The following is a 14465-nucleotide window of genomic DNA, read 5'->3' on the forward strand; positions in this document are numbered from 1 at the left end:
TGGTGAATATTTACCAGTTGTTGCCTGCCATGATCAATACTTGGCTTTCTTTTCCGTATTTGAGTTCATTTAAAAATATTTCGCGGCCATCCTGTAGTGGAATAAGCGCTATTCCCCGGCGTTCATATTCTTTTTCAAGGGTAGGCGACACCATTCCGGCACCTTTCCATGGGCCCCAGTTTATGGAGATCACTTTACCATTGATCTTTTGTTTAAGTGCCCAGGCATACCTGTCTAACACGCTGTTTGCAGCTGCATAATCTGTTTGTCCGCGATTGCCATAAACTGAAGCAATGCTGGAGAAAAATATGACAAATTGGGTATCAGGCCTTAGTTGTTCTGCCAGTATGCGCAAAGGAGTAACTTTGGTGTCAAACACGCGCCCAAATGATTCGGAAGTTTTGCTATGGAATAATTTGTCTTCCAGTAAACCAGCGCCATGTACCACACCATCTATGCGATCATATTTTTTGTAAACGTTACTAATAAAATTGCTTAAGCCAGCTTCATCGCACAGGTCAAGTGATTCATACACTACTGTTGATCCACTTTTTTCCATCAGGGTGATGGTGCGCATAATTTGATTGTTCTTAAAGATGCGTGCTGTTTCCCGTTCAATCTCTGCAGGCCTTTTGATATCTCCACGTTTAACTAAATAATTGCGGATCTCGTCTTTAGTTTGCAATGTATCAGCAGGACTTTGAGCTACAGTTCTTGGATCAGCAGATCGACCTACCAGAATATAAGTACAAGGGTAATCTTTAGCAAAATGGATCATCAGTTCAGAGGTGATACCCTGGGCACCGCCCAATACAAGCACTACGGCATCCTTATCCAGTTTAATGTGTGATTCTTCCAGTCCGGTAATCAGTTGGGAAGGTACCAGCTCCATGACATGTCTTTTATTATCCTGGTAAATGATCTCTGATGGTTCATCAAGGGTAAGTATTTCTTTTAAAGTGATATCAGCTATTTCATCTGCAGACAAGGGGCTTCCCAGGCTCACCAGGCGGCATTTGGTATGCTCATATTCGCGATCCAAACTTTTGAAAAAGCCCGGATAACCCTGGTAACGCCTTAACAGGCTGATGTCTGTAAATTCTGTTAAATGAAGTTTGGTATCCGATATAAGATACACCCATTTTACTGCCGAGAAATCAAGCTTTTTGATCAATAAGAAATGGTCAAAGATCCCAACTCTTTTTTCGGCGGCAAACATGTTCAGGATAATTAAGCCCTGATAACCCTGCAAATTTCCACCCGGATATACAATGTCAGCCGTAGCACCATGGCGCTCAAACAGATCCTTCATCCTGATTGCTTGTACTCCGCCGTCATCAGTTATAGCAAAACGTTGTCCTTTAATAACGGAAGCTTCGGCAGGGGTTAGTGTTGCCGGGGTAAGCTCAAAACGTAACCTTGATAGTGTTTCATTAACTATTGTTTCCGTGTCGGTTTCCTCTATGATCTTTTTTGCTTCGGTAAGTAATCCCGCGCTTTCTGATTCTATCTCGGCTATCCAGTTAGCCAAACCATTCAGGGTTTTTATCGCGGCAAGTTTTTCCATGATATCATCACCCTGATCCTGGTTTTTACCAAAACCTATTTTGATCTTCAGATCGCCAATAATTTCCATCCTTTTAATGGAGTCAATGCTCAGGTCGGCCTCCAGATCAAGATCCATGCCCAGCATATCCTGCGGATAACCTGTTTTTTCGCTTACTACAGATAGTATGGCTGATCTTAATTCTTCAATTGAAAATTTAGGCTGAGCGCTTTGTACAGTTACTTCTATATCAATATTAATAGCAGCAGAGGTTAAAGCGACAGCGGGTACTGCATTCTCAGTGATCCATTTTACCAGTCCATTTAAGGTTTTAATACCGGCAAGCTGCTCCATTACGGTATCYTCATTTTTACCGCCCTGGTCAAAACCACCTAACTCGGTGCGTAACGTTCCAATGATCTCTACACGCTTAATAGAATCGATGCTCAGATCGGCTTCCAGGTCCATTTCCATGCCCAGCATATCCTGCGGGTAACCTGTTTTGTCGCTTACAACCTGTAGTAAAATTTCTTTTATATCTTTTTGTACCACTACAGCTTTTGAAACCGCCGGCTGAGCAATAACCTGTATATCTTGTTTAACCGTTTCGGCGTGTGTAGTAACGGGTATTACTTGCGGAGTTATAACCTGGGGCTGCGGGGCCTGGTAGGAATTAAAGTTACTTATGGTTGGATTTTGTCCTAAAAAGGTGAGCATTACATCACGTTGTGCCTGGATCATCATTTTCATGCTGTTCAGGTATTCCTGCATCATCAATTCAGCAACAGAATTTACGACCGGAGAAATTTCGGTTCTTACTTCTTTATTTTTCATTTTTATAGGTTCAGTAATAGGCATTACCCCATTTGCAGGCAGCTTTCCGGAAGCGGGGATGGCGTGTTGACCATTAACGTACCAAACGGCTGCACTCTTTTTATATAATACCGGTTCATCAAGATTTAACAGCTTAGCACCACGGCCTTCAAATAGTTTTTCTATATGGATATTACGGCCTGTGCCCATATAATCGGCCAGCATACAGAGCAGGTGGGTTAACTTATTGCGACCGTTATCTTCGGCATACAGTAAGATCTCATCTTTGCCTAAACATGCTTTTGTTAAGCCGGTTAATACCTTACCTGGGCCCACCTCAATAAATACCCGGGCGCCGGCAGCATACATTTGCTGCACTTCGTCAACAAACTTTACCGGTTTTATCAGGTGATCAGTAAGCCTTTCTTTAATATCCCCGGCTTGAATAGGGTACTCAGCCGCTGTAGTGTTTGACCATACCGGTAAGCTCAGATCATTGAATTCAACATTTGAAAGTACTTGCTTGTACAAATCTTTTGACTTAGCTACTAAAGGGCTGTGGAAAGCACAGGCAACTTCCAGCTTCCTGAACGATATTTTGGCTGTTTTAAGCACCTCCATTAAATGTTGTATGGCAGGGGTAGAGCCGGCAAGTACACATTGTAATGGTGAGTTGTAATTTACCGTATATACATCTTTTAAGTCTGAAATAACCTTTAGCAATTCATCCTGTGCTGCATTTACAGCAACCATAGCACCTGCATCATCATCTTGAACCGCATTTAAGATGGATTGGGCACGCTCGGCACTGAGTTTTACCAGGTCATCCTCGGCAAAAGCACCGGCAAAGCACAATGCAGGCAATTCGCCATAGCTATGACCGGCAACCATATCCGGTTCAATACCCAGTGTTTTTAAGAAATTGGCTATAGCCAGATCAACAATACCTAACAGTGGCTGGGCCATGCGTGTATCTTTAATGTTTTCTTTTTGCGCTTTTATCAGGTCGGCATCAAATGCGGCATTGGGGAAAAGCACTTTTTCATATTCCGGGTGCTGTTTTAACAGGCTGCGCATAGCCGGGAACACCACAAAAAGATCGCGGGCCATATTAATACGCTGACTTCCCTGTCCGGGGAACATAAACGCAACTTTACCTTCCTGTTTTTTAACAATATAGGTGTCTTTGCTTTCAATACCTGTGAGGGCAAGTTCTACTTTCATCATCAGGTCGTCCGCATTATCAGCAACTATGCTGAGTTGCACAGGTTTGGTACTGGTGGCTGCCAGACTAAAGGCTATATCTTTCAGATCGATATTGTCATTTATATCCAACAGCGCTTTAACTGAATTTAAGCGTGCTTTGGCTTCATCATAATTATCGCCCCTGAAAACAAAAAGCTCAGAAGGCCATGACTTAATTGAAGGGTTTTGTGTTGATACCGGATCTGTGTTTTCAATTACAGCATGGAAATTGGTGCCTCCAAAACCAAACGCGCTTACACCGGCATAGCGTTTTTCATCCATCCACAAACCGGCTTCGGTATGGAAAGCGAAGGGGCTGGTTTCGGGATTATAAAAGCCGTTAGGATTTTTTAAGTGGATGGTTGGTGGTTTAATGCCATGATAAACAGCTAATGATGCTTTAATGAGTCCTGCTAAACCTGCCGCGCATTTAGTATGCCCGATCTGTGTTTTTACCGACCCGAGGTGTGTTTGACCAGCAAGCGCGCCTGATTGGTTAAGCATATCGGTTAAAGCGCTTAGTTCTGTTTTATCACCAACTACGGTTCCGGTTCCATGTGCTTCAACCAAACCTACAAGGGATGGTGTGATACCTGCCTGATCATAGGCGCGTTCCAAAGCACGAACCTGGCCAATTTTACGGGGCGCGGTTAAGCCCAGAGCTTTACCATCGCTTGATCCGCCAACGCCTTTAATTACGGCGTAAACCCTGTTGCCATCGCGCAGGGCATCAGCATGCCTTTTTAGTACTACCATGGTAATACCCTCGCCTAAAGCAATGCCATCTGCTTCGCCATCAAAAGTAGCGCACCTGCCTTTGCGTGACAGGGCATGGGTGCTTGAAAACATCAGGTAATCATTAATACCATTGTGCAGATCGGCACCACCGGCAAGCACCATGTCTGATTTTTCAAGAAATAGTTCCTGACAAGCCAGGTCAACAGCGGCTAATGATGATGCACAGGCAGCGTCTACCGTAAAGTTGCGACCTCCAAAGTCCATCCTGTTAGTGATTCGGCCCGAAATTACGTTAGCTAAAATGCCTGGAAAAGAATCTTCGGTAGTTTTTGGCAATACCTCGTCTACTTCAGGTGGCATATCACCAAATACTTGTTTAAAGTATCCCCTGAAACTATAATTGTTGGCCAGATCATTACCACCTTCGGCACCAATAATTACAGATACATTATCATGATCAAAGTTACCATTAGCATATCCGGCATTTTCCATAGCCTGTTTGGCTACCAGAAGGGTTAATAGCTGGGTAGGCTCAACAGCTGCCAGCGATTGCGGCGGAATCCCAAATTCAAGCGGATCAAAGTCTATTTTAGGGATAAAACCTCCCCATTTAGAGTGCGACATGTCGTCTGCGGTAGATGCAGGGTCATAGTATAGTTCTTTGTTCCAGCGTTCGTCGGGTACTTCGGTAACACAATCTTTCCCTAAAATAATATTGCGCCAGTATTCCTCTATGTTTTTTGCTTCGGGGAAGATGCAGGCCATACCAACTATAGCTACGTCAAGTGATTTTTCTGTTGACTGTGGTATTTGCGGTGTTGCTGCATTTAAAATATGCTGATAATTATTTTCGGCAACATCCTGGTGTAACTCCAATAAGGAAATTACTTTATTGTGCATTACAGCCACCTGACCTATCATATACATACCCAGGTTTAACTGATCGGCTTCATTAATGGTTACCAGTTCGTTGCCACGGCGCTCTATACCCTTGGAGGCAATACGTAGCCTGCCCACATTAAGGGTTTCAAGCTGTTCCCATATTTCTTTTTTATCAATGCCCGCCTGCTGTAGTTTTTCTTTTTCGGTATTGAAGAAATCAGCAAACGGTGAGTTCAGGCATCTTGTTTCGTGACCTGGCGCGGTTTCAAGCAATACAGTATCGGTAGCCTGCATAGCCTGCTCCTGAAATTTATCCTGTATGGCCCCGGTAATAACTGCTTCTTTGGTATACAGATAAGCTGTACCCATCAGCACACCAACTTTTACTCCTTTGGCCGCTAAAGGCGCTGCCATTACGGCTATAAACGCAGTAGAAAATGCATCATGGATACCGCCGGCGAAGAATACACTAATCTGTTCGGGTTGATCTTCTTTTAGTAAGCGTTCAATTTGTTTTTCCCAAAGCACCATGCTTGATAGCGGCCCAACGTGCCCACCGCATTCACGTCCTTCAAAAACAAACCTTTTGGCACCTTCCTTTAAAAACATATCCAGCAGAGATACAGAAGGGACGTGTAAAAATGTTTTTATACCAGCTTTTTCAAGGGGTTTAGCCTGCGATGGTCTGCCGCCTGCAATTAAAACAACTGGTGGTTTAGCTTCGAGGATGTACTGCATTTGTTCGTCGCGCAGTTCCTGTGGTGCAAAACCAAGTATACCAACACCCCAGGTTTTGTCGCCCGCCAGTGCTTTGGTATCGTTTACAAGTTCTTTTGCACGCGCTCCTTTTAATAATGATAGTGCGATGAAAGATAAAGCACCCGCTTCTGATACGGCATTGGCAAATGGCGCTACATCACTTACCCTTGTCATAGGGCCTTGTGCTATAGGGTACACTATATTAAGGTCTTTAGCCAGGGCATTACCCGGACTGATCACATTTAATGATTTGGCTTGATTTAAATGCCCATATATAGCTTCGTTAATACCAAATATAAGTTTGTTTAGTTTTTTATACCGGTTAACAAGGTCGGTAGCCAGGGCAATATCCTGCCCCATAGGGATATAGCTCTTTTCGGGATCAAGGTCTGTAAAATATGCTTTAAGATCCTTATAAGATGCATTATCGGGAAGAGCTGGGGAGTTTGGACGAACCAAAACACGGCAATTGTCAATCAATTTAGTTTCGGTACCGCTTAATTTGGTACAAACGTCTTTAATGGCTTTTGAGGCCGAGCATTCAGGGAACAATGCTAACTGGCTATCAAGTACTATACCCGCAGCACCCTGGGCAGATAGTGCAGCCGCTGTATGGATACCCACGCCACCCTGTACCCAAACAGGTATATCTTTAATTGCCTGTATAACACGCTGAAAAAGTACAAAGGATGATTCATAGCCAACGTTTCCGGCACCCTCGTTACCTTTAATAATAATACCATCTGCGGATTCGGCTTTTGCCATCCTTGCAGATTCAAGGTCATGAACCTGGTAAATTACTGAGGTAGTTATATTTTTACGTTTGATTTTTACACCATAAGGTATAATTATCATACTAACCTGGTCAGGTAGTTTAATGGTTGTAAGATCACTTGAAACAAAACAGACACCGAAGTCATTTAAACCACTCTTTACTAATTTTGCAAGCGCCTCTTCGGCAGTGACTTTGTTAAAGCCAAGATTTAAAACGGGAAAGGCTCCTGCCTTGTGCAGAGCGAGTGCGAGCGAGACATCGGGTTTTTCAAACGGGGTTACCCCAATTATTGCACGTTTTTTCATGTTGTTTAGGTAGGTAAAATGTTAAACGTTAATGGTTATCTGCAAAAACTACCATTAATCCCAGATGATGGATATACAGAACAATAATATATGGCAGATAAAAATAATAATCTTATTTGATATTTTAACCAAAAAGTAATAATTTAACAATAAAGACATCTTTATCTTATAAATTATACAATAATAACACTAAAATTTTATATTTATGCATAGTGAGCATAATGAACAAAATGAAAAATTGTAATGAAAAAGTGCCTAAAAATATATTATATGGCCTTGTAGTATGTGTTTTATAAAAGAAGTGAAAGGATTTATCCTAAATAATAATGATAATTATTGGTTAATAAATAGATGCTTTAAAGTTAAACACGTTGATTTGGTAGTATTTGAATCATTTTGTTGATGTTTACTTAATATACAACGGTTTTTTTTATAATAGATTTAAGTATCACTAATTTTCAATTTATATTATTAATAATCAGGTATTTAATTCACGTAAAGAATGTAGTGTTTTTGCATGATAAGGTTATAAAATTTTCAATATCGAAATTTTTTTAAAATTTTTCTGGGGGATAAAATAGCATTTTAAATAATGATTAAAACTAATTTTGCCTGAAAAGAAATATTTGTAACATTTTGCATACAGATAATTGGTCTGTAATAATATATATGCAAGGCTAACATGATTTTTTACCGGTAATCAATAATTGCATATTCAACAATAGTGATTTGACTATGCCAACAATAGTCGAAACAAATATCTTTGTTAATATCAAAGCGGTCCTTAATCCCATCAGATTTGGAGAACCACCTTTCTATAAAGAGAAGAAAAATGGAGATGCAAATCTCCTAAAAAACAAAAGAGGCCGCACTTAGTGCGGCCTCTTTTGTTTTTTAGGAGAAACTATTAGTTCACATCAAACCACAATTTAGTGAWAAGCAGATCAGCACCCTGYCGGGCAATAGCTGCTTTATAACTTGTGCCGTTTAGCGATTGTTCTGTTCCCGGATAAATGAATCTTACCGGCAGTTTACCGTTAAGTGCTCCCACAACAGCCGGTTTCAATTGCGGATAATCAAGTCTGCGCCACTCTGCAAATGCTTCAAGGCCTTGCCCAAACAAGGCAATCCATTTTTGGTTGCCTATTGATTTTTTATAATTGGAAGCATCATACTTAACCGCAGGCTGAGCTATATAAGTATCGACTGCCACACCACTAATGTTATATTGCAGAAATGCGGCCTTTATGGCTTGGTTATACAAATCTTCGGCATTTTCGGCGGTAAAGCCGCGGGCAGCTGCTTCGGCACGGTCAAATAATACTTCTGCATAGCTGATGATCACGGCCGGGGCGCGCGGTGCCAGGAAGTAAGCGCCTGGTTTTGACGTTTTGGTAAAGCCCAAATTAGCGGCATCGCCTACTAACAAACCATTAGGTACGCCGACATAAGTTTGCGGAGTAGCATCTTTTGTAGGACTGGCATAAATAGGCAGGCGGGGATCTTTCAGCTCAAATAGTTTGTCGACAATTGTTTTGCTGATACGGTAATCATCGCGGGTATCAAATAAATTGCTGATAGGATTTTGATTTGGCGAATCCAAATAACCAAACTGCGCTATCTCGCTATTTGAGCTAATGTAACCGCTTCCTTCTGCCTGTATATCGGCCAATACCTGTTTCGTCTTTTCGGGTTCTCTGTCGGCAATTCGTAACGCAATCCGCAAACGTAATGCATTTGCAAATTTTTTCCATGATGCAACATTATTTCCATAAATAACGTCACCCAAAATAGCTTTGCCTGATGGATTGAGCGATGCCTGAGCTGTTTTCAAATCATCAAGAAGAGCGAAGTAAACATCTTTTTGCGCGTCATAGGCCGGTGTTAGGTATTGATCGATATTAATTGCTTGTTTATAAGGTATATCACCGTACTGATCAGTAAGTAAAGTAAATACCCATGAACGTAAAACCAATGCCACACCCTTGTAGTTAGGGTTGGCTTGCGCATCGGCCAGCTCAATAATTTTATTCAGATTGGTGACACCTTTAGAATAACCTATAGTCCATAAGTCTTGAAATGACGTATTTGTATAGATATACCTGTCGGGATCAGTGTACTGTATTTTTGCCCAATACTGTACAAAAAGGAGGCTTGCATCCATGTTATTTGATGTGCCCCAGTAAGTATCAGATATGTTTTTAGTAGCACCGGTAAGCAGGTAATCGGGCTGCGGATTTTGAGTAGCGTTAGGGTTTTGATTAATATCGGACAATTCCTTTTTGCACGATGCTAATGATAGCAGCAAAGCCCCTGATAGTAAGATGGATATATATTTAAGTTTCATGATTGTTAGAATTTAAGGTTAATGTTAAAACCAATGTTGCGTACAGTAGGCAGGGTTAAGTCCTCTAAACCTTGTCCGTTACCTGTGTTAAAAGCTGTTTCAGGGTCAATATTAGGCGCGTTTTTGTGAATGATCCATAGATTACGACCTACAACAGCAAATGATGCCGCCTGGAAACCAATACTTTTTGCCCATTTTTGCGGTATGGTATAGCCAAGTTTTACTTCCCTTAATTTGATGTATGATGCACTATAAACAAATGGTTCATCGGCATTGGTTAATGCTTTATAATAAGCCTGTGCCGATAAAATGGTAGTGTTTTTGCTGCCATCGGCTTTTACACCGTTAAAAATAATACCATCATGGAAAGTGGTTTGACCATCAGAGTAACTTAAACCTCCATTGGCTGCGCCACGTCCCGGTAAAGTTGAAGCCAGTACGCCCGTATAAGTACCGGTGCTGTTGGTGCCAGAGTAAATGGAACCACCTATGTGTGCATCAACTAATACGCTTAGGTTTATTCCTTTATACGTAAAACTGTTATTGATACTGCCTAACCAGTTTGGTGTAAACTTACCCAGGTATTTTTGGGTAGGATCGATAACCGGTGTTCCATCGTCGGCTACAATAACCTGGCCACTGGCATTACGTTGAAATGCATTACCATAGATAGCTCCATAAGGTTGCCCCACAGCGGCCAGTACCTGTACGGTACCGTCAGATCCTAATATGTAGCTTTGCAGCCTGTTTTCTTTATCCAAAGAAACCACCTTGCTCTTATTACGCGAATAGTTTACGTTTACGTCCCAGCTAAAATCTTTAAGTTTTACAGGTGTTAAACCCAACTGAACTTCTAAACCTTTATTATTAATGGTGCCACCATTGATCAGTTTTTGGTTATATCCTGTAGATTGGCTTACATTAACTTTCAGTATCTGGTTAATGCTATTTGTGTTATAAACACTCGCATCCAAACGAATCCTGTCATTAAAAAAGCCCAGTTCAAAACCTGCTTCTGCCGAGGTAGTTGTTTCTGGTTTTAGATTAGGGTTCAGATCTACACTATTGGCGTTTTGCTGCGGGTTGGTACCGAAAGGTGCAGTGAAATCATAAACATTAATTAACTGATACGGATCTGTAGCTTTACCTACTTTTGACCAACCACCGCGAAGTTTGGCATAACTCAAAATATCACTTTTAATATCCAATGCTTCGGATAGTACCAAACTACCATTTACAGATGGGTAAAAATAAGACAGGTTTTCTTTTGGAAGTGTAGATGACCAGTCGTTACGGGCTGTAACGTTGATAAAAGCATAATTCCTGAACCCGATTTGGCCGGAAGCAAAATAACTGTATGTTTTATATTTATAAAAAGCATTTGATGAAATCAGCGGATCACGGGAGTTACTCAAAGTGTACAATCCACTTACTGCCAGTTTGGGAGCCTTTTGATCATGGTTTTCCGATGTGTTTACTTGAATGTTACCACCTATAAATGCATCAATAGAAAAATCATCATTTAACTTTTTGGTGTACTGCAGCCTGCCCTCGGTGTTGGTTTCGGTAAAATCATAGGCATCTTCTTCGTACGAGCCAAAGGGGGTACCATTGGTGCCATATGCTATTTTGATCTTGCGGCGGTCGTTATAATAATCGGTACCGGTACGGAAGTTTGCAGATAACCCGTCGATAATTTTATAATTCAGTTCGGCACTGCCTATAAAACGGTTGCGGGTTTGGCCAACAGTATTTTCATAAGCCGTAAAATAAGGATTGCTATAATAACTATTGTTCCAGTTAAAGGTATTCCCGTTAGCATCGCGGTAGTTTTTTAACTGGCTCACGTCAACTTGTCGGCCAAACCAGGTAAATTGCAGCATGGTGCTGGTAGCCCGTCTGCCGCCTGCTCCCGGTAAATTACCGGCATCGTCTTTAATATAATTGGCAATAGTGGTTAAGGTTAGCTTCGGCGTTATTTTATAGCTTGCGTTTAATAAAAATGAATTGCGCCCCTGTGAGGTATTTGGGATAACCCCGGTTTGATGCAGGTTGTTGTATGACAGGCGGAAATCGTATTTATCGCCCGAACTGGCCAGCGATACGCCGTTATTTAAAGTTACACCTGTTTTAAAGAAACTGCGGACATTATCAGGATGTGCTACAAATGGCACAGGTTTTCCATTTGAATTAAACTGCGGAATAAGGGCACCGTCCAATGCCGGACCCCAGCTTTCATCCACACCATCATTAACACCACCGCCTTTGCCATCAATATAGCTGAATTGGCCGTTTGAACCTTGTCCGTATTGATTTTGATAATCTGGCAGGATCAATAAGCTGGAAAATGATGTGTTTGAATTGATGGTAACACCAATGCCTTTAACACCTTTTCCGGTTTTGGTTTTTATTAATATAACACCGTTGGCAGCACGAGAACCGTAAAGCGCGGCTGCATTGGGGCCTTTAAGTACCGATATTGATTCTATATCTTCAGAATTGATATCAGATATCGGGTTGGCAAAATCCCTTGAGCCCCCAACACCCAGTTGTTGGGTATTATCAACAGGCAAACCATCAATCACAAATAAGGGTTGATTGTTATTAGCAATAGAGGTTTCGCCACGGATAACAATGCGTGACGAGCCCATGTCGCCCTGGCTGCTGGTGATATTTACACCGGCAATTTTTCCGGCCAGTGCATTTACCAGGTTGGTTTCTTTAGCCTCAGATATGTCTTTTGATTTTAATCCCTGTACAGAGTAACCCAATGACTTTTTATCTTTTGATATATTCAACGCCGTGATAACCACCTCGTTTAAAGAGTTCGCCAGCTCGTCGAGCGTTATTTGAAGGGCCGTTTCATTTTGCGTAATTGGTATTTCTTTAGGGGTAAAGCCAATGTAAGTAATTCTTAACACATCGTTCACTTTGGCGTTTAAGGTAAACTTGCCCTCATTATTGGTTTGAGCTCCCGTGGTGGTTCCTTTGATAGAAACACTTACACCGGGTAATGGCAGTCCGTCAGACTTGGCGGTCACCACTCCGCTTATTTTAACAGTTTGCGCAGCAACTGTTTGGATGAAAATAAAGGGCAATAGTATTGCCAATAACAATTTGTAATTTTTAAGCATGGTAATAGATCGTGAAATGATTAATGATACCAGATACAGTATTTAAAGACGATCAGTTAATAGTAGTTATGAATAGTAAATTATATCMAGCTGCTTATATTGTCTTCTAAAAGTTGTAAAGGCTTTGATTGTTGGGTGTTGTTTAAGGTGTCAAATGCAAGTATTGAAACGGCTTAAACAAAGGTTTTTTAACAGCAACAATGCATGTTTTGCATACAGGCAATCAGGGTATTAAAGGTGGTAAACTTTGTAGAATGATTAATGTTAAGATAGTTTGTGTTAAGAATTGTACTTTGTGTTTCCATGTACTGATATTATAATTAGTGTAGATTGTTATTAATTGCGTTGTTACTGTTTATACCGCTATAAGCAAGAATATAAGGCATAGCCAAGCGCTGTTTTATTTGTTTTTTAGTTTGCCGATGCGTTTTTATTGTTTACAAGAGCATCAATAACTTTAACCATTGATGCAAATTCCTGTGGATCATACAACCGTGTGAGGTATACGATGCGGCCATCCCTGTTAATCACTACGTTACGGGTAACACCACTTTTTTTATTAGCAAACCTGCCGAAAATATTTGCCTGAGGGTCAAGTGCAAGATTATAAGTGATCTTCATATCCTGATGGAATTTTTGTACCTTTTTAATAGGTTCGTCCCGGTCGACCCCAATAAGTACCAGGCCTTTATTTTTATAGGCTTCCCATACATCTTTTTGTAAATGGGGCATTTCTTCACGGCATACACTGCACCAGCTGGCAGTAAATTGAAGTATTACTACTTTGCCGCGTAATTGTTTTAATGATGTTTTGGTACCATCAGTTAATACAAGTTCAAAATCGTCAGGCGCCTGATCGCCCACTTTAACAATATACCCCCGGTCAGTTTGGGCTGTATCAGCAGAAGTGGTTGCATATGTAGCAGCACAGGTGAATGTTAATAAGCAAATTATTAGTAAAAGTTTTCTGTTCATGATATTTAATAGCATCAGCTATAATTAAGCAGGTTAATAAAAATGTTAACGGATGTAATTAAACAGAAATACAGGGAGGGTAATATGAACAGCTTATAGCTGCAATTAGTGTAGTATCATTATCTTTTCTGCTTTTTTATGGCAGATAGGAATTAGCACCTTTATAACAATGTGTACAGGTTGCTAAGACATCACAGGGCCTTTCCCTCAGTCTTTCTGGATAATCAAAAATGAAATAAAGAACGTTTTCTGATGCAAATATGTAAATAATTCTACTAATTCCATAGAATTAATATTAATTATTGAATTAGCTGATCGTTTTGACAATAAGATGGCATTAAACACTGCCAGCGAAGGAAAACTAACCTATGCAAAAAAACAGGTAATCGATTAAGTAAAAAAAGAAAATGTTTTTGTTGAATATGATCTTAAAAATAAGAGATTTGTCAGAGCCTCATTGCAGGAGATATTCACCAATTATATTTTCTTTTAATGGTCATGGTAATACTGCTCAAAGGGCAGACAACATGAAATGCAGGCCTGATAAATAATGATCTTATTGAAATACCATTTATGATTTGCATGCAATTTAAACGCAGTATTTATCTGTTAGGATTACTGACCTTTTTTTATGGAAACGGCAATGCTCAAAATGCCGCCTCGAAAAAACAACTTGACGAAGTTGATTATGTAAACCCGATCATAGGCACCGCTATTAAAGGCTTTGGCAAGGGTTTGTTGGAGGGCAATGGCGGCGGCGGTACTATGCCATGTGTAAATGTACCGTTTGCCATGACCAACTTTGTTGCGCAAACCCGCGAAAACAAAATGAGCTACATGGTTTACCAGTATGAAGATAATTCAGTTATCGGACTTACCGCCACCCACCAGCCCACCGTTTGGATGGGCGATTATGGCTATGTTTCTGTTATGCCCCAGGTAGGCA

At 40.8% G+C, this 14465-nt stretch carries 4 protein-coding genes, 1 pseudogene and 1 riboswitch; of the genes and pseudogenes, 1 reads left to right on the forward strand and 4 read right to left on the reverse strand.

From position 1 onward, the window contains the following. Positions 1-10: 10 nt before the first annotated feature. From AC1DRQ_RS16840 to AC1DRQ_RS16855, 4 genes are all read right to left on the reverse strand, one after another. Positions 11-7063, reverse strand: coding sequence for an SDR family NAD(P)-dependent oxidoreductase (locus AC1DRQ_RS16840; RefSeq protein WP_477425794.1), 7053 nt, complete (start codon positions 7061-7063; stop codon positions 11-13). A 907-nt stretch (positions 7064-7970) separates the two neighbouring features. After that, positions 7971-9410: a SusD/RagB family nutrient-binding outer membrane lipoprotein gene (locus AC1DRQ_RS16845; RefSeq protein WP_477425795.1), complete on the reverse strand. Its 1440-nt coding sequence runs from the start codon at positions 9408-9410 to the stop codon at positions 7971-7973. Positions 9411-9415: 5 nt separating this feature from the next. Then, positions 9416-12544, reverse strand: coding sequence for a SusC/RagA family TonB-linked outer membrane protein (locus AC1DRQ_RS16850; RefSeq protein ID WP_477425796.1), 3129 nt, complete (start codon positions 12542-12544; stop codon positions 9416-9418). Between the two features lie 411 nt (positions 12545-12955). Beyond that, positions 12956-13519 carry a TlpA family protein disulfide reductase gene (locus tag AC1DRQ_RS16855; protein ID WP_477425797.1) on the reverse strand — a complete coding sequence of 188 codons (564 nt, stop codon included), beginning with the start codon at positions 13517-13519 and terminating at the stop codon, positions 12956-12958. A gap of 116 nt (positions 13520-13635) precedes the next feature. Continuing rightward, positions 13636-13746: riboswitch (SAM riboswitch) on the reverse strand. A gap of 355 nt (positions 13747-14101) precedes the next feature. On the opposite strand from AC1DRQ_RS16855, the pseudogene AC1DRQ_RS16860 reads away from it, so the two are divergent. Next, positions 14102-14465: pseudogene (locus AC1DRQ_RS16860) on the forward strand (hypothetical protein); the annotation flags it as partial.

This window comes from Mucilaginibacter sp. P4_E8 (assembly GCF_056401495.1).

Excerpts from the sequence above, each read along its gene's own strand:
- AC1DRQ_RS16850 (WP_477425796.1), bottom strand. The coding sequence starts at position 12,544 with ATGCTTAAAAATTACAAATTGTTATTGGCAATACTATTGCCCTTTATT.
- AC1DRQ_RS16855 (WP_477425797.1), bottom strand. The coding sequence starts at position 13,519 with ATGAACAGAAAACTTTTACTAATAATTTGCTTATTAACATTCACCTGT.